16 protein-coding genes are annotated in these 21,469 nt (G+C 68.0%); 7 read left to right on the top strand and 9 right to left on the bottom strand.

The window, feature by feature from the left end; genetic code table 11:
• Window positions 1–6: 6 nt before the first annotated feature.
• The 3 genes from radA to FE263_RS03300 all read left to right on the top strand — a co-directional run bounded on the left by radA (window position 7) and on the right by FE263_RS03300 (window position 4,376).
• A complete protein-coding gene (gene radA / locus FE263_RS03310; protein WP_138324492.1) occupies window positions 7–1,398 on the top strand; it encodes a DNA repair protein RadA in 1,392 nt (463 codons plus the stop codon).
• A gap of 3 nt (window positions 1,399–1,401) precedes the next feature.
• Window positions 1,402–1,812, top strand: coding sequence for a GFA family protein (locus FE263_RS03305; RefSeq protein ID WP_138324491.1), 411 nt, complete (start codon window positions 1,402–1,404; stop codon window positions 1,810–1,812).
• A 266-nt stretch (window positions 1,813–2,078) separates the two neighbouring features.
• Window positions 2,079–4,376: a bifunctional diguanylate cyclase/phosphodiesterase gene (locus tag FE263_RS03300; protein WP_138324490.1), complete on the top strand. Its 2,298-nt coding sequence runs from the start codon at window positions 2,079–2,081 to the stop codon at window positions 4,374–4,376.
• A 19-nt stretch (window positions 4,377–4,395) separates the two neighbouring features.
• On the opposite strand, the gene FE263_RS03295 is transcribed toward FE263_RS03300, so the two are convergent.
• From FE263_RS03295 to FE263_RS03260, 8 genes are all read right to left on the bottom strand, one after another.
• Window positions 4,396–4,674 (bottom strand): hypothetical protein, encoded by a 279-nt coding sequence (locus tag FE263_RS03295; RefSeq protein WP_138324489.1) that lies wholly within the window; start codon window positions 4,672–4,674, stop codon window positions 4,396–4,398.
• The gene (locus FE263_RS03290; RefSeq protein ID WP_138324488.1) at window positions 4,674–5,915 is read right to left on the bottom strand and encodes an MFS transporter; all 1,242 of its coding nucleotides are present in this window, start codon (window positions 5,913–5,915) and stop codon (window positions 4,674–4,676) included. The genes FE263_RS03295 and FE263_RS03290 overlap by 1 nt, the downstream gene beginning before the upstream one ends.
• A gap of 662 nt (window positions 5,916–6,577) precedes the next feature.
• Window positions 6,578–8,206: an HAL/PAL/TAL family ammonia-lyase gene (locus FE263_RS03285; RefSeq protein WP_138324487.1), complete on the bottom strand. Its 1,629-nt coding sequence runs from the start codon at window positions 8,204–8,206 to the stop codon at window positions 6,578–6,580.
• A 96-nt stretch (window positions 8,207–8,302) separates the two neighbouring features.
• Window positions 8,303–8,641, bottom strand: coding sequence for an AMP-binding enzyme (locus FE263_RS03280; protein ID WP_138324486.1), 339 nt, complete (start codon window positions 8,639–8,641; stop codon window positions 8,303–8,305).
• Window positions 8,642–9,666: 1,025 nt separating this feature from the next.
• Window positions 9,667–10,845, bottom strand: coding sequence for a multidrug effflux MFS transporter (locus tag FE263_RS03275; protein ID WP_240758961.1), 1,179 nt, complete (start codon window positions 10,843–10,845; stop codon window positions 9,667–9,669).
• Between the two features lie 147 nt (window positions 10,846–10,992).
• Entirely contained in the window at window positions 10,993–12,441 is a 1,449-nt protein-coding gene (gene tldD, locus FE263_RS03270; protein WP_138324484.1) for a metalloprotease TldD, read from the bottom strand.
• Entirely contained in the window at window positions 12,323–13,750 is a 1,428-nt protein-coding gene (locus tag FE263_RS03265) for an MFS transporter (protein WP_138324483.1), read from the bottom strand. The genes tldD and FE263_RS03265 overlap by 119 nt, the downstream gene beginning before the upstream one ends.
• 10 nt (window positions 13,751–13,760) lie before the next feature.
• Entirely contained in the window at window positions 13,761–14,750 is a 990-nt protein-coding gene (locus FE263_RS03260; protein WP_240759014.1) for a COX15/CtaA family protein, read from the bottom strand.
• 268 nt (window positions 14,751–15,018) lie between these two features.
• Here FE263_RS03260 and FE263_RS03255 point away from each other — a divergent pair, with 268 nt between their 5' ends.
• The 4 genes from FE263_RS03255 to FE263_RS03240 all read left to right on the top strand — a co-directional run bounded on the left by FE263_RS03255 (window position 15,019) and on the right by FE263_RS03240 (window position 20,127).
• Window positions 15,019–15,753 carry a TVP38/TMEM64 family protein gene (locus FE263_RS03255; RefSeq protein WP_138324481.1) on the top strand — a complete coding sequence of 245 codons (735 nt, stop codon included), beginning with the start codon at window positions 15,019–15,021 and terminating at the stop codon, window positions 15,751–15,753.
• 54 nt (window positions 15,754–15,807) lie between these two features.
• Complete coding sequence (locus FE263_RS03250; protein WP_240758960.1) at window positions 15,808–17,097, top strand: multidrug effflux MFS transporter; 1,290 nt, start codon at window positions 15,808–15,810, stop codon at window positions 17,095–17,097.
• A gap of 106 nt (window positions 17,098–17,203) precedes the next feature.
• Window positions 17,204–19,519, top strand: a complete 2,316-nt coding sequence (locus tag FE263_RS03245; RefSeq protein WP_138324480.1) for a response regulator — start codon at window positions 17,204–17,206, stop codon at window positions 19,517–19,519.
• 89 nt (window positions 19,520–19,608) lie between these two features.
• Window positions 19,609–20,127: an adenine phosphoribosyltransferase gene (locus FE263_RS03240; RefSeq protein ID WP_138324917.1), complete on the top strand. Its 519-nt coding sequence runs from the start codon at window positions 19,609–19,611 to the stop codon at window positions 20,125–20,127.
• A gap of 23 nt (window positions 20,128–20,150) precedes the next feature.
• Here FE263_RS03240 and FE263_RS03235 read toward each other — a convergent pair whose 3' ends face one another.
• Entirely contained in the window at window positions 20,151–21,443 is a 1,293-nt protein-coding gene (locus FE263_RS03235) for a methyl-accepting chemotaxis protein (protein WP_171033904.1), read from the bottom strand.
• Window positions 21,444–21,469 lie beyond the last annotated feature (26 nt).

Raw genomic sequence — 21,469 nt, 5'->3', positions numbered from 1 at the left:
GCCGGCATGGCTAAACGCACCGCGCGCTTCGTCTGCCAGACCTGTGGCGCTGTGTATCCAAAATGGACCGGGCGCTGCGAGGCGTGCGGCGAGTGGAACACCATCGTCGAGGAGAGCGTCGAGCCGCGCGCCACCGCGTCGCGGGTCGGCAAGCCGCGTGCCGGCGGCATCGAGTTCGTAAGCCTCGAGGGCGAGGCCGAGCCGCCGCCGCGCATCACCACCGGCATTGCCGAGCTTGACCGCGTGCTTGGCGGCGGGCTGGTTCCGGCCTCGGTGGTGCTGGTCGGCGGCGATCCCGGCATCGGCAAGTCCACGCTGCTGCTGCAGGCGGCGGCAAGCATGGGCCGCGAGCCCGGCGGTCGCCGCGTACTCTACATCTCGGGCGAGGAGGCGGTCGACCAGCTCCGGCTGCGTGCCCGCCGGCTTGGCCTGACGGCGCCGCTGCTGGAACTGGCGGCGGCGATCAACGTGACCGAGATCGCCGCCAGCCTGGAGGCCGAGCGCGACACCGCCCTGGTGGTGATCGACAGCATCCAGACCATGTGGCTCGACACCATCGACAGCGCGCCCGGCACCGTAAGCCAGGTGCGCGCCTGCGCCTTCGAGCTGATCCGGCTCGCCAAACAGCGCGGCTTCGGGCTGGTGCTGGTCGGGCACGTGACCAAGGAGGGAGCACTCGCCGGCCCGCGCGTGCTGGAGCACATGGTCGATGCGGTGATGTATTTCGAAGGCGACCGGGGTCACCAGTTCCGCATCCTGCGCGCCGCCAAGAACCGCTACGGCGCCACCGACGAGATCGGCGTGTTCGCGATGACCGACCGGGGTCTGGCCGAGGTGCCGAACCCTTCGGCCCTGTTCCTGGCGGAACGACGCGGCAACATTGCCGGGTCGGCGGTGTTCGCAGGCCTCGAGGGCACAAGGCCGGTGCTGCTGGAAATCCAGGCGCTGCTGTCGCCGACGGGCGGCTCCTCGCCACGACGCGCGGTGATCGGTTGGGACAGCGCGCGGCTGTCGATGCTGCTCGCCGTGCTGGAGACGCGCTGCGGCCTGAAGCTCGCCGGCTCCGACGTGTTCCTCAACGTCGCCGGCGGCCTGCGCATCGGCGAGCCGGCGGCGGACCTCGCGGTGGCCGCTGCCCTGGTGTCGGCGGCGACCGGCCAGCCGACCAGTGCCGGCTCGGTCTATTTCGGCGAGGTCGGGCTGTCGGGCGAGATCCGCCAGGTGTCGCAGGCTGAGAGCCGCCTCAAGGAGGCGCAGAAGCTCGGCTTCGAGCAGGCCATCCTGCCCCGGCGCATCGCCCGCGGCGGGCAACGTCTGGTGGCGCCGGAGGGGATGAACCTGCACGAGCTCGGCCACCTTTCGGACCTGGTGCAGATGTTCAATCCGGAGAGCGAGTAGGACATGGGCGACCAGCGGGTGCTCGAAGGCGGATGTCTGTGCGGCGCCGTGCGATACGCCATCCAGGGTGAACCGCTTGGCAGCGTGATCTGCCACTGCCGGAGTTGCCAGCGCGCGTCGTCGGCGCCGCGCCTCGCATTCATCGGTGTGTCGGCCGGGTGTTTCGTTCTCACCAGCGGAACGCCGGTCGAATACGTCTCGTCTCCGGGCGTGACCAGGACCTTTTGCGGCCGGTGTGGATCGCCGCTGACCTATCGCAGGACCGGCGAACCCGGCAGCCTCGACGTCACCACCATCAGCCTCGATGATCCCGACGCCGTGTCGCCGACCCACCATTCCTGGCTGGAGGATGCCGCAGGATGGGACAGGCTGGCTGGAGATCTGCCGACCTTTACCCGATCAAGCAGAGGATGATCGGCCTGCAAGGCGTAGCCCGGACGTGGACCTCGGCGTCGTCCGAGGTGGTGATCGTGGCGGCGACCAGACAACCGAGCAGCGCCGGCCTGGTGTAGCCTGGCGAGCCCGGATGGGCGCAATACGCAGCGCCTTGTTGGCTGAAGCCGGTTCAAGGTCGCGCCACTCGCGTTCGGGCAGGCCATCCTGCCGCGTCGCATTGCCCGGGTTAACCCGATCTCAAGCACTCGCTGCGATACTTCGTGATCCCGGACCACGAGGCTGGCATGTCCAGAGACAGATGGCGGCCCTACCGAGCGTCGAGTCTTCCGAACCGGCGTCGCGCGTCGCTGATGCTGGTCGCGATCTTCACGGTCCTGGTGCTCGTAACCCGGCTCGCATGCATCGACACCAACAACCGCACCGCCTTCTGGCCAGCCAACGGCGTCCTCGTCGTCGCCCTGCTGTTGCTGCCGTGGCGCCTCGCAATCCCGGTACTCGCTGCGTGCCTGTCGGTGAACCTCGCCGTCAACGCGTTCTGCGGCTTCGGGACCTTCGAGGTGATCGTCGATGCGAGCCTCAACATCGTTGTCAGCCTGATCGCGGCGGTGCTCACCCGCCGGTTCTGCGGCGCCAGGATCGACCTTTCGCGCTTCCGCCGGCTGATCGCGTTTGGCACCGTCGCGTTCGCCTCCGCTGCAATCGAGGCCGGCATCGGGGAAATGATCGAGCCTGACAGCGGCAACCTGATTGCGTGCCTGACCGAGGCGCTGCAGTGGACGCTCTGCGACGGTCTCGGCCTGCTTCTCGCAACGCCGGCTCTTCTGCTCTGCTTCGCCGGCGGCAGCCGCTCGTATCCCTGCGACGCCGGGCCTGTCGAGCGATGCCTGCTCCTGGCCGGGACCGCCTCCCTTGCCGCCGTGTCGTTCTCCCTGCCGCATTCCCCCACCTTCATGCTGATCTATCCGATCCTCATCCTGACGGCGTTCCGGGCCGGGCCACCGTGGGTCTTCGCGTCCATCCTGATCACCTCGCTGATCGCTGCGGCGCTGACAATCCACCAGTACGGACCCTTCGTTCTGCTTTCATCGCGTAGCATCCTGCTCAGCCACGGCATGATCCAGCCGTTCCTCGTCTCGATCTTCCTGTGCGCCGTGCCTGCCAACAACGCACTCGGCGAAAAGAGCAGGGCGATCCGGCGCATCCTGCAGATGAAGGAGGCGGTGGAGCATGCCGCGACGCACGACACCCTGACGACGCTCGTCAACCGCGACCTGTTCCGGGTGCGGCTTGGCAACCTGCTGCGTAGCCGCGAGAAGTTCGCGCTGCTGTATATCGATCTCGACCGCTTCAAGCTGGTCAACGACACGATGGGCCACATCGCCGGTGATCAGCTGCTGCGCATCTTCGGTGCGCGCCTGCTGACGCTCGTCGAGCCCGACACCACCGTCGCGCGATTCGGCGGCGACGAGTTCGCGATGCTGGTGCGGCACCGTCCCGGCGAGACCGCGCTGGACCAGCTCTGCCGCCGTATCATCGACGTGACGCGGCTGCCGTTCCTGCTGTCCGCCGGACCGGCCTATGTCAGCGCGAGCATCGGCCTTGCTCTTGGTCCGGCGGGAGCCTGCGATCCGAACGAGCTCATGCGTCGTGCAGACATCGCGCTCTACGCCGCGAAATCCGCGGGACGCGACGGCTACCGCCTGTTCTCGGAGGAACTGGACCGGGCGTCCTTCGATCGCGACCGGCTGCGTGCCGATCTCGAGGCGGCGCTCGAAGGCGGTGATCAACTGCGACTTGTCTACCAGGTCAAGGTCGGTATCGACGATGTCGCCAGGGGAGTCGAGGCGCTGCTGCGATGGCAGCATCCGGTACGTGGAGCGATCCCGGTCCAGGACACCATCGCAATCGCCGAGGAGACCGGATTGATCATCCCGCTTGGCGCATGGGTCCTGCGCAACGCGCTCGCATTCGCGGCGCGCTGGCCGATGCTCACCGTCGCGCTCAACGTGTCCCCGGTGCAACTGCGGCATCCGGGCTATGTCGCCAGCGTGCTCGAGCTGATCCGGTCATCGGAAGTCGCCAGGGGCAGGATCGAGCTCGAGATCACCGAGACCGCGCTGCTGGAGGACAATGAAAGCATCGCCGCCAAGCTTGCCTGCCTTCGGGCCGGCGGGCTGCGGATCGCGCTCGACGATTTCGGGACCGGCTTCTCCTCGCTGCGTCATCTCCACCAATGCGCGGTGGACCGCATCAAGATCGACCGCTCCTTCGTGGCAGCGATCGGGCAGAGCGAGAAGGCTACCGCGATCGTCCGCGCCGTCATCCAGCTTGGACACGCGCTGGGTCTGCAGGTCACCGCCGAAGGCGTCGAGACCGAGGCGCAGCGCCAATTCCTGGTGGAGGCTCATATCGACGAGCTGCAGGGGTACATCTTCGCACGGCCGGTCGACGAGGCGCTGTTCATGGTGGGGGGTGATAAATGCCGTCGCTGGCGCCTCGTGGCCGACGATCGCCTCGATGCGGCCCGGTCGGGGGATGCCACGCAGGCCGGGCCGATCGAGGCCGTGGGGATCGCCGCCTGACCGGGCTGATCCGGATCGATCACCCTGCCGACCTGCCGATCCCGGGCAGCAGGATATGCAGCACCGTGAGCGCCAGCACGACGATCAGCAGCAGCGTCAGGATACGTCCGAACAGCCGGATCGCTGCCACCACCAGCAGCACCGCGAACACCAGCATGATCGCGTTCTCGGCTCCATGGCCGAGGCCCATCGGCGTCAGCACGCTGCGCAACACGCCCTCGATCACTGCAATCGCTGCGATGGCCAGGTGGAACAGCGCCAGGATCAGGCCAAGTATCAGATTGATTGCGTGCTGCATCAGGACGCTTCCAGCCGGTCGAGCCGGCGCAGTGTCGGAAACAGCTTCATCCAGAGCAGCGTCACCAGCAAGGTGCCGACGCCGCCCAGCACCACCGCCGGCACCGCGCCGACCAGCGCCGCCAGGCTGCCGCTCTCGAATTCGCCGAGCTGGTTGGAGGTGCCGATGAACAGCATGTTCACCGCCGACACCCGGCCGCGCATCTCCTCCGGCGTACGCAGCTGCACCAGGCTCGAGCGCACCACCACGCTGACCACGTCCGCCCCGCCCAGTACCGCAAGGCAGCCGATCGAGAGCGGCAGCGAGCGCGATACGCCGAACACGATGGTGGCAATGCCGAACACCGCCACCGCTGCGAACATCAGCCTGCCCGCACCACCGGATATCGGCCGCCGCGCAAGCACCAGAGACACCGCCAGCGCCCCGATCGCCGGCGCCGCACGCAGCAGCCCGAGTGCCACCGGGCCGGCATGCAGGATGTCGTGCGCGTAGACCGGCAACAGCGCGGTGGCGCCGCCGAGAAGCACCGCGAACAGGTCGAGCGAGATCGCGCCGAGGATGTCGGGATTTGCGCGGATGAAACGGATGCCGCCGAACACGGCATCGAGATCGACCTTGCGAGCGGGGCGGGGCGGGCTCTCCATGCGGACCAGGCCGTTCATGCAGGCGGCGACCAGGAACATGGCGGTGCAGACGACATACGGCACCGGCGCACCGAGACCGTACAGCAGGCCACCCAGCGAAGGTCCTACGATGGTGCAGGTCTGCAGCATCGACGAGGACAGCGCCGCCGCGCGCGGGAACAGGGCTGCCGGCACCAGGGATGGCAGCATCGCCTGCATGCAAGGTCCCTCGAAGGCGCGCGCCGCACCCAGCAGCGCCACCACCGCATAGATCAGGCCGGGTGTGAGGAAATGCAGCAGGGAGCCCGCCGCCAGCACCGTGGCGCCAAGCGCCTCGACACACTGGCAAAGCGCCGCCACCCGCCTGCGGTCGAACTGGTCGGCGACATGGCCGGCCACGAAGATCAGCAGCACCATCGGTGCGAATTGCGCGAGACCCAGCAGGCCGAGCGAGAAGGCTCGATGGGTCAGCTCATAGATCTGCCAGCCGACCGCGACCGCCTGCATCTGGTAGCCGAGCGACGAGCCGCCCCGGCTGAGCAGCAGCAACGAGAGGCCGGGATGCGACAGCAGGCGCACCGGCGGCGTCGCGTCGGTGTCGAGGTTGGCGTGGGACATCCTGAAGTAACGGCTTTCCGTCTGTTGAGCTATGCGCCGCACCTTGCCCCGTCATGCCAGCGGCCACAAACGAAGGCGGCATCGGGACAGGATGGTCCGGGTTCGATCCACCGTCCCGACCGGGACAGGCTTCGGTCGAAAGCGATCCCGCAGGAGCGACAACTCGGACGTCCTGCTGCGTTCAACAATGAGCGCCAGGCCAATTCGCGGCGAGGCATTGGCGGAGCCAGTGCCGGACGAGCTTCGGTCCGGCTGGATCCGCATCCGGTCATGATCGAGGTCATGCTTCCTTGGAGATTTTGGAGCGTCGGGGTCGGGATGGCTCCCACGCGGGATCGGCGCCCGATCCGTAGACCGAAGTCCCGGCTTTGCCGGCGTCCCCGGAAGTGACGGCCAGAACGCATCCGGATGGCCGGCGGCGATGGTCTGGATGCAGGCGCGGGTGCTGGTGACGCCGCAACGAGTGCGGTCGGTCGGACGTCTGGTGACCGCATGGCCCAAGACGAAAAGCAGGTCGAGGCGGCCTGGGCCGACCGTGCCCAACGCAATCGACCGGCGGGACCAAACCGTTGCGCGTGCGACCTGATGCTGGGGATTTCTGTGGCGCCCCCCGGGATCCGGCTGTGGACACACCGGCAATCTCATTTCCACCGCGCGCCTGGCTAAGCTGCGATGCGGTCGAGCTCTCCGGAGTCCATCAGCTTGAGAACCGCAGTAACGTCGTGGTCGAGACGTCGGTCGTGATCGAGAAAGGGGGCGAGCTTCCTGATCAGTCCGTAGGCTGACCGTGTGGCCGCCCCGAGGCGCTCCGCACCACGTAGGTCTATGGCCTGACATGAAACCAGGAGATGGATCGCACAGATGTTCCGGACCAGTTCTACAACCGAACGTGCATCCCGCGCGGCAATCGTTCCCATGCTCACTTTGTCCTGGTTGTGAGACTCCGTAGACCGGGAGAAGACTGTTGCGGGCAGGCTCGTCTTCAAGGCTTCCGCGGCAAGTGCGGAGCAAGCGATCTGCATGCCCTTGTACCCGTGATGCAAACCGGCTTCCTGGTCTTCATCATCAAGGCGTGGAATGAGGTTTGCGGTCAGGCCGTTGTTGAATTTCTCGTCGACTGCCAGGGCAACTTGTCGATCCAGCAGATCGCCGACGCTGGCCAGCGCGATCTTCAGGGCATCCATCGCCTGCCCGACGTGGCCGCCATAGAAATTCCCCCCACTCAGGACTGTCCCCGACGCCGGATCGAACAATGGATTGTCGTTGGTCGAGTTCATCTCGGTCTCGATCCAGCGATCAACCCATGCCAGCGTATCGTGGAGGACACCCAGCACATGTGGCGCGCAGCGTATGGAGTAGCGATCCTGGACCTGCCGGGGAAGCTCCACGAAGCCACGCTCACCAAGGACGGGGCCTGCTTCCGCAAGCTGCGTTGCGGTAACGACGCTGGTCGATCCATCAAGCAGGCGGCGCACTCGCCTGGCGCTCTCGACCTGGCCTGGATGCGGCTTCTGGAGGTGGATGATCGCGTCGAAGGCGCCGACGTTGCCAGCCATGGCCTCGACACAAAGTGCCGTGCATAGGTCGCCGATCAAGGCCAGCCGATGAGCCGCCGCGACAGCCAGAGCCGCATAGGCGCTCATGAACGAGGTGCCGTTGATCAGCGCCAGGGCCTCCTTTGCTTCCAGCACGACCGGCTCCAGACCGCAGGCCGAAAGGGCCTGCCGCGTGCCCACCCTTCCGCCATTCCAGTCTACCTCGCCGATACCCGTCAGCATGCCTGCCATGTAACATAGCGGAACGAGATCACCGCTGGCCCCGACCGATCCACGCTCCGGGATTACCGGCAGGATGTCCGCCTGCATGCAATCGACGAGCAACCGGATCACCTCGAGCCGGATGCCGGAATAGCCACGCGCGAGACAGTTCGCCCTGATCAGCATCGTGGCGCGCACCGTCCTTGCATCGGCTTCGGCGCCACTGCCGTTCAGATGATACAGGATGAGATTCGCCTGCATCGCCGCCGCTCTCGCAGGGCTGATCTGGCGCGCGGCGCTGTCACCGAAGCCGGTCGTCACGCCGTAGATCGGCTGCTTCGTGGCGATCAGATGATGCTTGAGCTGGTTGGACTGGTTGATGCGCAGGCGTACTTCGGGCGGCATCTCGACCGGCACATGGCCTCGCCGGTCAGCGTAAGAGGCGACCTGCTGGACGGTGAGCCGATCGAGACCGAGTACGATGGGCTCCGCGTCCGCTGCCTGGCTTTCGTTCGGGTTGGCGACCTGTCTCACAGCATCCCCGCACTTGTCGTTTCCGATGTCCTCAGCACTCTACAGATCTGGCAGAGTGCCAGATGCCCGAATTCGAGCTGGCCTGCTGTCTGCAGGCTAGTCCACAACCTGCGTGATCTGCCAGTCCGTCGCCTTGCCCATGTCCCCTGCGGGCAGCACCGGGCCGAAGGTGGAGGCCCGCGGCTGCTCGGCGATTGCAAGCTCGACGGCCGCGAGTGCCTCGAGTTCGGCACGCAGGACTACCTGATTTCCGAAGGGATCCTCGGCTACGACGAACGCCTTGAGCCTGATGCCCTCGGAGGGGCGCATCAGCCGCACGGTTGCGGCAGCGACCCCGGGGTGGCTGAGCAAGACGGCCGCGACATGGATCGGCAAGACATTGACCCCGCCTACCTGCACCGCCCCGTCGACGCGGTCGCCTAGCGGCGTGCTCAACTCCGTTGGCGACGCTGTCCAGCGCCATCTAGCAGAGGATCTGGCATGCAACATCAGACTCTTGGACCTCGACAGAACAATTGGAGCGGCCGCCTATGCGACCGGTCGGGTCTGTATGTTCGGCTTCGGTATCATCGCCTCCCTGGTCTCGATCCTGGAGGGCTTCTTTCTGAACCGCTCGATTGCGTTCCCGATCAAATGGCTTCCAACACGACCTCCATGGCAACTGCCATAAAGGAGCAGAGCGTCACTACCCATGAGATTGCCCGCTCCAGACAGGGGGTGTCGGGCGCTATGGCACGATCGGCACGCGCCACGGGACAGGTCGTTCTGGTCGCTGATCATGCGACGTCGGCCAGTCGGATCGTGCTGACGGGGTCAGGCGGTATCGGAACCGGGACTGCGACATTGTTCGAGGGATCAGCCGGTTCCTGACAGCCATAAAACTGGACGCCCGCGAGCGTCGACGGTTCGAGCGGTTCCAGCTCAGGAACGTCACTGCGGTTCTGAAGCTACCCGAGCAGGTGGCTGTCACGGTTCCGGTCGACGACCTTTCGAAGGGGGCGCCATGATCCAGAGCAGCCTGGACATTCAGCTGAGCGCGGACCTGACCATCGAGTTTGCAAAAGATGCCGGGCCAATCCGGGCAAGGGTCGTAAGCGTGGCGCCGGATGGAATGTACAGCATCCAGTCCGACACGGACAAGTAATCCCTCGCTCGCATCAAGGATGCCATGACGCAGCACGTGTTGGTCAAGGCCGCAGGCTGGCATGGTTGCCTGCAGTTCCGCAGTCGCGGGTGACGCCTGGGGTCGTGGACAATCGCTACAAGGGACGAACCGGTTCCGTATGCCTTAGGCAGGAGTAACATGCCGGACACCGCGAACGGCGCCGCAAGAACTCCCCGCGTGGACCGTGCTGGCCGAGCAAGGGCGACACGCCGGGATATGGTGATGCGATCATGACCCCGATCGACAGGGCAGGCGATGCCGGGAGCATCCAGTCGGCAACCGGCGAAGGCGTAAACTAGGTCGAGGCCGGTAGCCGTTTGCGGCCGAGGTTGGCGAGGGTGATGCCCAAGGCGCCGCAGCAGACCACTGCCGCCATCGGCAGCAGGCTGTTCGTCGCCAGGATGCCCATCGCGATGCCGCTCAGCGAGCCCAGGCTAAATTGCAGCGTGCCGAGCAACGCCGAAGCGCTGCCGGCATGCCGCGCATGGCTTGCCAGCGCGAACATTGCTGCGTTCGGCGTGATGAACCCCATCGAGGCCAACAGCACCGCGATCGGAACCGAAACGAATGCGACCGGCTGGCCCGCGCCGGCGACACCGGTCAGCACCAGCACCAGGAACACGAGGGCGGCTCCGGTCAGCAGCCAGATGCCGAAGTCCAGCAACGCGCCGACACCGACGCGATGCACGATATGCGCGTTGATCTGCGTGCACAGGATGTAGCAGGCGGCGTTTATCCCGAACATGACGCCGAACCCGGCTGGCGAAAAATGCAGAATTCGCTCGAAGGCGACCGGCGCACCGGACAGGTAGGCGAAGATGGTGAAGGTCGCGAAGCCACAGATGCAGGTGTTGGACAGGAAGGAGCGGTCGCGGACGATGTTGACATAGCGCTGCAGCACCTCGATCGCCGGCAGCCTGAGCCGCTGCTCGACCGGCAGCGTGTCTGGCAGGCAGGTGGCGACGGCCGTGATGCTGACGACCCCGTAGGCGGTGGCGATCCAGAAGATCCAGCGCCAGGAAGCGATGCTCAGCACCAGCCCGCCCAGGGTCGGCGCCAGGATCGGCACCACGCCGAGCACCAGCATCAGCTGCGACATGATGCGGGCGCCCTGCGGCCCGGTGGCGACGTCGCGCACCACCGCGCGCGGGATCACCATGCCGGAGGACCCGCCGAGGGCGGCAATGAAGCGAAAGGCGGTGAAGCTCCACAAGTCATGAGACAGCGCGCAGCCGGCAGAGCCCAAGGTGAATATGCTCATGCCGACCAGCAGCGGCAGGCGGCGGCCGAAGCGGTCCGAGAACGGCCCCTGGGTAAACTGCCCCACGGCGAGCCCGGCGAACCAGGCTCCCAGGGTGATCTGCGCCGAGCCGGCGCCGCGTCCGAAAGCGGCGTCCAGGGTCGGGAAGGCGGGCAGATACATGTCGGTCGAGAGCGGCCCGACCGCACTCAGCGCCCCGAGCAGCAGAATCATCCAGAGCGGCATCTGGCCGAGACTGAGACTCCGGCCGCTGGCAGCGGACGAGGCCATGGGAAGGGCGGCACGAGGCATGAAGCCGTTAATAAGCCGCTACCCCGATTTGCGGAAGTTTCGCGTGCGTGAGGTCAGGCCTGCGTGGCGCTAGCCCGCGGTTCCTCCCACCGTCAGCCCGGTCATCTTCAGGGTCGGCTGGCCCACGCCAACCGGCACGCCCTGGCCGTTCTTGCCGCAGGTGCCGATGCCGGGATCGAGTGCGAGGTCGTTGCCGATCATGCTGACCTTGGTCATCGCGTCCGGACCGTTGCCGATCAGCGTGGCGCCGCGTACCGGGGCGGTGACGCGTCCGTCCTCGATCATGTAGGCCTCGCTGGCCGAGAACACGAACTTGCCGGAGGTGATGTCGACCGAGCCGCCGCCGAAATTCACCGCATACAGGCCGCGCTTCACCGAGCGGATCATCTCGTCGGGGCTGTGCGAGCCGGCCAGCATGACGGTGTTGGTCATCCTCGGCATCGGTGAATGCGCATACGACTGGCGGCGACCGTTGCCGGTGGCAGGGACGCCCATCAGGCGCGCGTTCATGCGGTCCTGGATGAAGCCGGTTAGGATGCCGTCCTCGATCATCACCGTGCGGCTGGTCGGCGTACCCTCGTCATCGACGGTGAGGCTGCCGCGCCTGCCTTCGATGGTGCCATCATCGACAACCGTCACGCCCGGCGAGGCCACCCGCTTGCCGACCAGGCCGGAGAAGGCGGAGCTGCCCTTGCGGTTGAAGTCGCCTTCCAGCCCGTGCCCGACCGCCTCGTGCAGCAGGATGCCGGGCCAGCCATTGCCGAGCACCACTTCCATCTCGCCGGCCGGCGCCGGGCGGCTGTCGAGATTGACGAGGGCGCCCCGGAAGGCCTCGTCGACGGCGTGCTTCCAGGAGGTCTCGTTCAGGATCTGCGAGTAGGCGAAACGCCCGCCGAGCCCGTAGCTGCCAGCCTCGCGCCTGCCATCCTTCTCGACCACGACGCTGACATTGAGCCGCACCAGGGGCCGCAGGTCGGCGACCCGATGACCGTCGGCGCGCATGATCTGCACCGCCTGCCATTCCGCGGCGAGCGACGCCGAGACCTGCACGACGCGGCTATCCTTGCCGCGTGCATAGGCGTCGATCGCCGAGAGCAGGGCGGCACGCTCGGAGAACTGCGCCTCGTGCAGCGGATTGGCGTCCGAATAGAGCCGGGCGTTGGTGGCGCGGGGGGTGTCGGCGGCGGTGCCGCTGCGGCCGGCGCGGACCATGCGCACGGTGGCGCTTGCGCGGGCGAGGGCGCTTTCGCTCAGCTCGTCGGAATGCGCGTACGCGCTCTCGTCGCCCAGCACGGCGCGCAGGCCGAAACCGGTCGAGGTGTCGAAGCTCGCCGAACGGATCACCCCGTCATCGAGCGAGATCATCTCGCTTTCGCGATATTCCAGGAACAGCTCGCCGTCATCGGTGCCCTCCAGGGCGCCGGCCAGCAGCCGACCTGCCGCCTCGCGATCGAGCTGGGAGCCGGGGCGATCGAAGAAAAGCCGGTCGGTCGCGACCAGGGGCGTGAGCGCGTTCATGAAAGGGCAGGCTCCTGGAAGTATGTTCGCTCGAAGATATAGCGGTGCCGGAGGCGGGGACCAGGGTCTCTTCGCGCGGCGCCGACATCAGCAGCCCGACGGGCAGGCAGGCAACCCCGAGCAGGCCGAGGATATCGGTGGCGGTCAGCCCCATCGCCTGGCCGGCTGTGGCGGCGGCGGTTCCGGCAAGCATCGCCAGCGCCGAGAGCACGTTGCCGCCGCCGACATGGCGGGCCCGCTGCAGGTCGGAGGACCAGAGCTGCAGCATCGTCATCGCCGGCACGATCAACAGACCGGCGGCGGCGGCGAGCAGGACCAGTTCCGCCAGGGCGGTTGCCGCCGCCATCGGATGCGCCGCCAGGGACGGGTCCCCGGCCCGGCGCCCGAGGTCCAGCAACAGCAGACCCATCGCGACGGTGGCGGGCCGGCACGGCGACAATCCGGGATGGCGGCGGACCAGCCGTGCCGCAAGCAGGCTGCCGCCAGCGATGCCGAGCGAGAATGCCAGCAGCGCGCCGGCCGCCATCCCGGTGCCGCCACCGAGCCGGTCATGTACGACCACCGGCAGCATCGCCAGCACCAGCGTGCCGGTCAGCCAGAACCAGGCGCCGTACAGGCTGGCACGCCACAGCGGCGGGTGCTCCCGCAACCGACCCAGCAGAGCGAATGAACTGTGTATCGGGCGGCGCGGCAGCATCAGGTCCGGCTGGGCGGCGGGCAGGGCGGGAAGCAGGCGTGCCGACAGCCAGCAGAGCACTGCGGCGGTGAGCAGTGCGCCGGTGACCGGCATCGCGCCTGAGAAGCTGCCATCCTGCGGCGCAATCAGCAGGGTCCCGCACAGGCCGCCGGCCAGGATTGCCAGGAAGGTGGCGCCCTCGACCAGCGCATTGCCGAGCGGCAGCCGGGGCAGGGTGAGCAGTTCGGGCAGGATGGCGTATTTCACGGGCGCGAACAGGGCGGCGACGGCGCCGAACCCCAGCAGTGCCAGGAACAGCAACGGCAGGCTGTGCAGCAGCAAGCCGATACCGGCAAGTGCGGCCACCGGCAGTTCCCAGCGCTTCAGCCGCTCGGCCAGCAGGGCCTTGTCGAGCCGGTCGGCAAGCGCGCCGCCGAGACCGGACAGCACCAGCGACGGCAGCACGAAGCACCCGCCAGCGAGCGTCACCAGCAGCCCGCCGTGGCCGTGCCGGGCACCCTCGCCCCAGACGGCGGTCACCATCAGCGCGTTGCGCAGCACGTTGTCGTTGAAGGCGGCAAGCAGCTGGCACCAGAACAGGGCAGCGAAACCGCCGCGGCTGGTCGCCGTCATGGCGGCCTGGTCAGAAGGCGGCGGGGCGGCGCAACCGGTGCAGCAGGACGATCAGCAGCGTCAGCAGCACGGCTGCGAAAGTCTGGTGCAGGGTACCGGCCCAGACCGGGACCACCAGCAGCAGCGTGGTGACGCCAAGCGCATATTGCGCGAGTACCCCCCAGCCAAGCAGCATCAGCGCGTCGCGCGCGGGCTTGTGCAGCGTCGAGCGCAGCCCGACCAGCAGGGTGAGGGCGACCGCCACCACCGACAGGCTGGCGAGCGCGCGATGGTCGAACTGCACCGTCCCCAGGTTCTCGACCAGGTTGCGCCAGAACGGCACCAGCCTGGCGTAGTGCGGCGGCAGCAGGTGGCCGTCCATGTCAGGGTAGGTGTTGTAGGTGAAGCCGGCATGGGTGCCCGCGGTGAAGCCGCCGGCGACGATGGCCAGCGCGATCAGCACCGCCGAGGCGATGGCCAGCCCGCGCGTCCAGGCGACGCCGCGTCCAGCGTCCAGTCCAGCCGGCCTGGGTGTCCGAACTCCGAGCGCGGTCCACAGGATCGCGGCATAGAGAGAGAAGGCGAAGCACAGGTGCAGCACCAGCCGGACCGGCTCCACCCGCGTGCTGTCCGGATCGAAGCCGGAGGCGACCATGAACCAACCGATGCCGCCCTGCAGCCCTCCCAGCACGAACAGCAGCGCGAGGCGGATGGCGAGGCGCGTGCCGATGGTGCCGTTGAGGCTGAACACCAGCAGCGGGACGAACAGCATGAGACCGATCAGGCGGCCGCAGAACCGGTGGATCCACTCCAGCCAGAAGATGCGCTGGAAGCCGGCGAGGCCGAAGCCGTCATGCAGGATGCGATACTGCGGGATGGTCTGGTAGAGGGCGAACTCATGCTCCCATTGCGCATGGGTCAGCGGCGGGATGATGCCGGTCACCGGCCGCCATTCCATGATGGAAAGCCCGGAGCCGGTCAGCCGGGTGGCGCCGCCGAGCGCGATCATCACCAGCAGCATGCCGCACAGCGTGAACAGCCAGAGCGACACCAGATGGGCGTTGCGGGTCGCCAGCGTGGCGGGACGGTCGCCACCGCCGAGTTCGAGGCCGCCTTGGAGCAGCACCGCGTCTGAAGGCATTCCGGTTCCTCGTTGTCGCAACGGATCGGGTCATCACACCGGGCGGTACCGGCATTCAGCCTGCTGCCGCCCACCTCGTGCACACTTCGTCATACGCGTGCCATAATGTAAGCGCGGCAGTGGGCGTCTTGTCGCCTCGAACACCGAGATGCTACCGCGCCCCATGCCGAATTTCGAGAGCACGAATAGTGGAGCCGGCAGCAGCAGCCTCGCCGGGGTACCTGGGCTGCAGTCCGGCGCCGGGGTCGGGCGATCGCTCTTCAAGGCTGCCATGCTGCTGTGCGGATTGCTGCTCGCCGGCATCCTGCTGCGATCCCTGCCGGGCCTGAACCACGCGTTGCTGCAAGGTGGCGTACTGCAGCGCGGCCTCGAGGGCAGGCTGATCTTCCTGGCGGTCGGAACCATGGTGTGTGCGGTCGGCCTGCCGCGCCAGGCGGTGGGCTTCGCCGGCGGCTTCGCCTACGGCCTGGTGTGGGGCACCGTGCTGACCACCCTCGCCACCCTGGCCGGATGCCTTGCCGACCTGTTCTGGGCCCGCGCGATCGGACGCGACTGGGTCCGGCGGCGCCTGCTGCGTGGCCGGCTGGCGCGGCTCGACGGCTTCATCGCCGCCAACCCGTTCAGCGCGATCCTCACCCTGCGGCTGCTTCCGGTCGGCAGCAGTCTGATGGTCAGCCTGTTCTCCGGCTTCCTCGGCGTGCGTGTGTTGCCGTTCCTGGGGGCCACCCTGCTCGGTAGCCTGCCGCAGACCATCATCTTCGGGCTGCTCGGTACCGGCATCGGCATCGGCCACGGCACCCAGGTGCTGCTTGGGCTCGGACTGTTCGTGGCGTCTGGATTTCTAGGCCTCGTGCTGTTTTTCCGCACTGCAGCATTTCGCTAGCATCGCTCTCGCCGGGCATGGCATAGTCGGCGCCGTCCTCTTCCGGATGTTGCCATGGCCAACTCTTCCGCAGCGGCCTCGCCGCTCCTCATGCGCCTTGCCCAGGCCCGGCCGCTCGACACCGCCAACGGTCGCACCAGCCTCGTCGCCGCCCTGCTCGGCATCCTGGTCGCGGTAGGCCCGGTCTCCACCGACATCTACCTGCCGGCCTTTCCGATCATGCAGGCCGAACTAGGCGGCGGCGCCGGATCGGCGCAGGCGACGCTGGCGATCTGGTTCGTCGGCCTCGCCTTCGGCCAGTTCTGGCAAGGTGCGTTGTCCGACCGCTTCGGCCGGCGCGGGCCGCTGCTGGTCGGCACCGCGATCTACACGCTCGCCTCGGTCGGCTGCGCGCTGGCGCCGGGGATCTGGAGCTTCTCCGCCTTCCGCCTGCTTGCCGCCCTTGGCGCCTCTGCCAGCCTCGTGGTGCCCGGCGCCTGCGTGCGCGACCTCTCGGACGGGCATCTCGCGGCCCGCATGATCTCGCGGCTGATCCTGATCATGGGCGTGGTGCCGGTGCTGGCGCCGACCCTCGGTGGGCTGGTGCTCAGCGTCGCCTCCTGGCGCTCGATCTTCTGGGCCTCCGCGCTCTACGGCCTGTTCTGCATGCTGCTGGTGCATCGCACGCTGCCAGAGACGCTGCCGCGCGAACGGCGCATCTCGCTGTCGCCGATCTCGATGTTCAGCCACACGCTCGAGCTGGTCCGGGAGCGCAGCTTCATCAGCCACGCGATGGTCAACGCCGCCGGCGCCTTTGTCACCTTCACCTATCTTGGCGCCGCCCCGGTGGTGTTCATCCGCCTGTTCGGCCTGACGCCGCCGCAGTTCGGCATGCTGTTCGGGGTCAACGCGATGGCGATGATCTCGGCCTCGCAGTTGAATGGCCCGCTGGTGCAGCGCTACGGCGCCCGCCGGGTGCTGAGCGGCGCCATCCTGGTCGCGATCGCCGGCAGCCTGATGCTGCTGCTGCTCGGCCTGCTGCACGAGACCCGCGCGCTGCCGGTGCTGTTGTGCGTCATGCTTTGCCTTGGCGCCCTCGGCCTGACCGGCCCTACCAGCACGGTGGGCGCGCTCGCCCGGCACGCCCACCATGCCGGCGCCGCCTCGGCGCTGATCGGGACATTGCAGTACGCCCTCGGCGCCGCGGCGGGCCTGGTGATCGGGGTGATGAGCGACCGCACCATGTTGCCGATGGCAGCGATGATGCTGCTGGGCTGCCTCGGCATGCTGTTCGCCAGCCGCTACCGCCCGCGCCCGGTTGGACTCGGGCCGCGGATCAGCCGGCGGACGTTCCAACTGCTCTAGATCAGTCAAGACAACTTTCGAGGTGCTGTCCGTTTTGTTATAGGCTAGCCTGCCGCCATCGAGATACCGGACGGGTCTGTTCCTACCTCGGCGCTCAGGAGGGCGGATGCGTGGATCGATTATGCAGAGCCTGAGATGGTTCAGCCCGGTCGCCCTGATCCTGTTGATGGTGTCGCTCGGCATCTGGGGCTGGCACGTATCGGTCGTATCGCAGCAGATGCGCCTGGCCGCCTTTCGTGCCTCCGATCGCATTCACCTGGTCGAGCGGCTCGGCGTGTCGCTACGGGATGCCGAGCGCAGCCAGCAGGCCTACCTGCTCGATGGCGCCGGCCCGGACATGCTCGCCTACCGGGCTGCCGACCTCAGGACCACGGTCCTGCTGGCACGGCTGTCGGACCTCGCGTCCACCCAGGCACCACGCGGCTGGGACGATGCGACTCGCGGCAGGGACCAGGATTATCCGCAGGTCGCCACGCTGATCCTGCTCATCGGCCAACGGCAGGCGGTGCTGGCGCAGGAGGTGTCGCTGCGCGGCTCCGGGATGGCCCCATCACTGCTTCTCGAACAGCATATCCGGCACGGCATGCCACTGGTGCGCGAGGTCGCGGATCAGGTCGCGACCTTGCGCGATCAGCTGGAGGGTCATCGCCAGCGCCTGGTCGACGCGATCTCGCGGGGCTTCCTGATGGTCCGCTGGATTGCCGCCGCGGTCGCGGTGGCCGGAGTGGGCGGACTTCTTGTCGCCTGGCTCATGCTGCGCCGTGCTTGGGGCGGTTTGAAGCGGGCGGAAAGCGAGCAGCGCACCCTGGCGCTACAGCTGCGCGGCAGCCTGGACAGCCTGAGCCAGGGGGTCGCGGTGTTCAGCGCCGACGGCCGGCTGTTGAACTGGAACATGCGGCTGCGGCAGATGCTGGATCTGCCGGCCGCCCTGCTGCAGCAGGGCCTGAGCTACGACGCGCTGGAGAGCCATCTCTGTGCCGGCAACGGTGCCTTTCTCGAGCCGCTGGCGGAAATCCGCCGCGACCTGCCCGATCCGGGGCGGACCCCGGTCGTATACGAGCGTGCGGTGCCGCAGCGCCGTGGGCAGCCCGCCGGAGCACGCGCATCGGCGGGCGTCGCAATCGGCAGCCTCATCGAGCGCAACATCGAAATCCGCCGCACGCTGATGCAGGGCGGCGGCTTCGTGCTGGCGCTGACCGACATGACGGAGCGCATCCAGGCCGAGCGCATGCTGGGCGTCGCGCAGAAGATGCAGGCGGTCGGACAGCTCACCGGTGGCATCGCGCACGACTTCAACAACCTGCTCACCGTCATTCTTGGCAGCCTGGAGATGCTGCCGGGCGATCTGCTCGGCGCCGGCAGCGAGCGGTCGCAGGCGGCTGCCGAGCAGGTCCGGCGTGCGGTCCAGGCGGCGGAAAACGGTGCGGCGCTGACCCGGCAGCTGCTCGGCTTCGCTCGGCGTGAGCCGCATGCACCGACGGCGGTCGAGCTCTCGGTGGCGTTGCCAAGGCTGGAGTCGCTGCTCCGTCCGGTCATCGGGGAGGCGATCGCCATCAATGTCGCCGTGACGCCGCAGCTGCGTCCGGCGGCGGTCGACATCGCCCAGCTCGAAAGCGCGTTGCTGAACCTCTCCTTGAATGCCCGTGACGCGATGCCTGCCGGCGGCGTGCTGTCCATCGAGGCGGCGGATGAGGCACTGGATATGCTGCAGGCGCGGTCGCTCGACCTGGAGCCGGGCGACTACGTTCGGGTCGCCGTGTCGGATACCGGGCAGGGCATGAGCAGCGAGGTGCTCTCACGTGCCTGCGAGCCATTCTTCACCACCAAGCCGGAGGGGCGTGGTACCGGACTCGGCCTGGCCATGGTGTTCGGCTTCGCCCGGCAGTCCCGCGGTGCCGTCGTGATCCGGTCCCGGCCCGGCGAGGGCACCACCGTGGCGCTCTACCTTCCGCCCGCGACAGCGATCCCGGCGGCTTCCGATCCGGTGCGGCTGGCGGCCAGGCGTCCGTCGGCACCGCCGGCCAGCACCCGTCCGAGCATCATGGTGGTCGAGGACGATCCGGCGGTACGCGAGATCGCGGCCGAGATCCTGCGTGAGCTCGGCTACCGGGTCAGCGAGGCGGCGGACCCGGATGCGGCGCTGCGCGTCATCGGATTGCGCGATCGGCCGCTAGACCTGCTGCTGACCGACATCGTGCTGCCCGGCAGCATGGACGGCCGCGCCCTGGCGGAGCAGGCCCGGCAGATCCATCCACACCTGCAGGTCATCTTCATGTCCGGCTACTCGGATGCCGAAGGGGCGCCCGACGGGGCGCTTGCCGACACCGCCACCCTGCTCGGCAAGCCGTTTCGGCGCGCCCAGCTTGCGGCCCTGGTGGCCGAGAAGGTCGGCATCACCAGCTTTACCGGCGAGGCGGCCTGACCGGACGCCCGTCGGCGGCGGAACTTGCCGCCGACGGGCGTTGTCTGTAGAGGCCCGCACACGCACGGACGCACGGATCCCAGCCCATGATGGACCTCAAGCAGCACATCCGCAGCATTCCGGACTTCCCGAAGCCGGGCGTGATGTTTCGCGACATCTCGACCCTGCTGCGCGATGCGGATGCCTGGCAGGTGGCGCTCGGACGTCTGGCGAGGGCGGTGGCGCCTGGGCGGCCCGACCTGCTGGCCGGCGTCGAGAGCCGTGGCTTCCTGCTCGCGGCGCCGCTGGCGAGCAAGCTGGGCTGCGGCTTCGTGATGCTGCGCAAGCCGGGCAAGCTGCCCGGCCGCACCGTCTCGCTCACCTATGAGCTGGAGTATGGCAGCGACAGCCTGCACATCCAGGAGGACGCCATCGAGCCGGGTCAGCGCGTGGTCGTGGTCGACGACCTGCTCGCCACCGGTGGCACCCTGGCCGCAGCGATCAAGCTGCTGCAGAAGGTCGGCGCCGATGTCGTCGCATCGGCCGTGCTGATCGAACTCGGCTTCCTGAACGGCCGCAGCAAGCTCGGCATCCCGGTCACCGCCCTGGTCCGGTACGACGAGGAATAGGACGCGCCGCCGCCTGACCGCGGTCAGGCGGCCCTGATCTCAGCCACGAAGCTCTCGATCTCGGAGCTGAGCCGCTCGGTCTGACGCGAGAAGTTGGCAGCCGAGGCGAGCACCTCGTTCGCGGCGCTGCCGCTACGGGTTGCCGTCGCGGTGACGCCATCGATGTTGGTGGTCACCTCGCGCGCCGCCTGCGCGGTGTGCTGCACGTTGCGTGCGATCTCGGCGGTGGCCGAACCCTGTTCCTCGACCGCGGCGGAAATATTCACCGCAATCGCGCTCACCTCCTCGATGGTCGCCAGGATGCCGCGGATGGCAACGACGGCCTCCTCGGTAGCAGCCTGGATCTGGGCGATCTGGGTGCCGATCTCGTCGGTGGCCCTGGCGGTCTGGCTGGCCAGGTTCTTTACCTCGGAGGCGACGACCGCAAAGCCCTTGCCGGCATCTCCGGCGCGCGCCGCCTCGATGGTGGCGTTGAGTGCCAGCAGGTTGGTCTGGGCGGCGATGTTGGTGATCAGGCCGACGACATGGCCGATCTTCTGCGCGCCGTCCGACAGTGCGCGTACGATCACGTCGGTACGCTGGGCGTCGTTTACGGCGCGCGTGGTGATGCGCGCCGAGTGCGCCACCTGCTGGCTGATCTCGCCGATCGACGCGGCCAGTTCCTCGGCGGCAGCGGCTACCGTGGAGACGCCGACGCTTGCGGCCGCGGAGGCGGTGGCCATGGTCGCCGCCTGCGCATTGCCCTGGTCGGCACTTGCGGTCATGGTCCGCGCGCTGGCCTCCAGGCCGGTCGCCGCCGACGACAGCGCGGCCACAAGGCTGCTGACCCTGGTCTGGAAGCTGCCGGCCATGGCACCGCGGGCCGCGCGCTGCGTCGATTGCGACACGGTGAGCTCGTGGATGTCGACCAGCGAGCCGGAGGCGCGGCGCGCCTTGCCGTCGGAACCCAGGAGCACGCCGCCGGTGGCGAGGAACCAGCGATACGAGCCATCGCGCACGCGCAGCCGGTAGGTCGCCTCGTAGAGGCTGCCCTTCGCCAGCGCAGCGCCGAAGAGGCCGAATACGCGGGCGGAGTCGTCGGGGTGCAGCTTGTCCGACCAGGACTGCACGACATCCGGAAACTCCGCGACGGATCCAAAGCCGCAAAGCCGGCGGAACTCGGCGGACCAGGTCCAGCACGATTTCGCATGCATGGCATCGCCGGCGAAAAGCACCGCGTCCCACAGGCCTACGCCGGCATGGTTCGAGAGCGAGGTAAGCCACTCCGCCTTGCTGGCATTGTCGCGGGCAGTCTTGGAGGAGAACAAGCCGAACATGCGCGGGCACCTGCTGGTGATCGCCA

Origin of the sequence: Lichenicoccus roseus (genome assembly GCF_005844085.1) — a bacterium.
Lineage (GTDB): Bacteria > Pseudomonadota > Alphaproteobacteria > Acetobacterales > Acetobacteraceae > Lichenicoccus > Lichenicoccus roseus.
This window is presented reverse-complemented; position numbering and strand designations above follow the sequence as displayed.

Bases quoted from the DNA above. Each gene is read 5' to 3' on its own strand.
- radA (WP_138324492.1), top strand. From the start codon at position 7: ATGGCTAAACGCACCGCGCGCTTCGTCTGCCAGACCTGTGGCGCTGTG.
- FE263_RS03305 (WP_138324491.1), top strand. From the start codon at position 1,402: ATGGGCGACCAGCGGGTGCTCGAAGGCGGATGTCTGTGCGGCGCCGTG.
- FE263_RS03300 (WP_138324490.1), top strand. From the start codon at position 2,079: ATGTCCAGAGACAGATGGCGGCCCTACCGAGCGTCGAGTCTTCCGAAC.
- FE263_RS03295 (WP_138324489.1), bottom strand. From the start codon at position 4,674: ATGCAGCACGCAATCAATCTGATACTTGGCCTGATCCTGGCGCTGTTC.
- FE263_RS03290 (WP_138324488.1), bottom strand. From the start codon at position 5,915: ATGTCCCACGCCAACCTCGACACCGACGCGACGCCGCCGGTGCGCCTG.
- FE263_RS03275 (WP_240758961.1), bottom strand. From the start codon at position 10,845: ATGATTCTGCTGCTCGGGGCGCTGAGTGCGGTCGGGCCGCTCTCGACC.
- tldD (WP_138324484.1), bottom strand. From the start codon at position 12,441: ATGAACGCGCTCACGCCCCTGGTCGCGACCGACCGGCTTTTCTTCGAT.
- FE263_RS03265 (WP_138324483.1), bottom strand. From the start codon at position 13,750: ATGACGGCGACCAGCCGCGGCGGTTTCGCTGCCCTGTTCTGGTGCCAG.
- FE263_RS03260 (WP_240759014.1), bottom strand. From the start codon at position 14,750: ATGCTGCTGGTGATGATCGCGCTCGGCGGCGCCACCCGGCTGACCGGC.
- FE263_RS03255 (WP_138324481.1), top strand. From the start codon at position 15,019: ATGCTACCGCGCCCCATGCCGAATTTCGAGAGCACGAATAGTGGAGCC.
- FE263_RS03250 (WP_240758960.1), top strand. From the start codon at position 15,808: ATGGCCAACTCTTCCGCAGCGGCCTCGCCGCTCCTCATGCGCCTTGCC.
- FE263_RS03245 (WP_138324480.1), top strand. From the start codon at position 17,204: ATGCGTGGATCGATTATGCAGAGCCTGAGATGGTTCAGCCCGGTCGCC.
- FE263_RS03240 (WP_138324917.1), top strand. From the start codon at position 19,609: ATGGACCTCAAGCAGCACATCCGCAGCATTCCGGACTTCCCGAAGCCG.
- FE263_RS03235 (WP_171033904.1), bottom strand. From the start codon at position 21,443: ATGTTCGGCTTGTTCTCCTCCAAGACTGCCCGCGACAATGCCAGCAAG.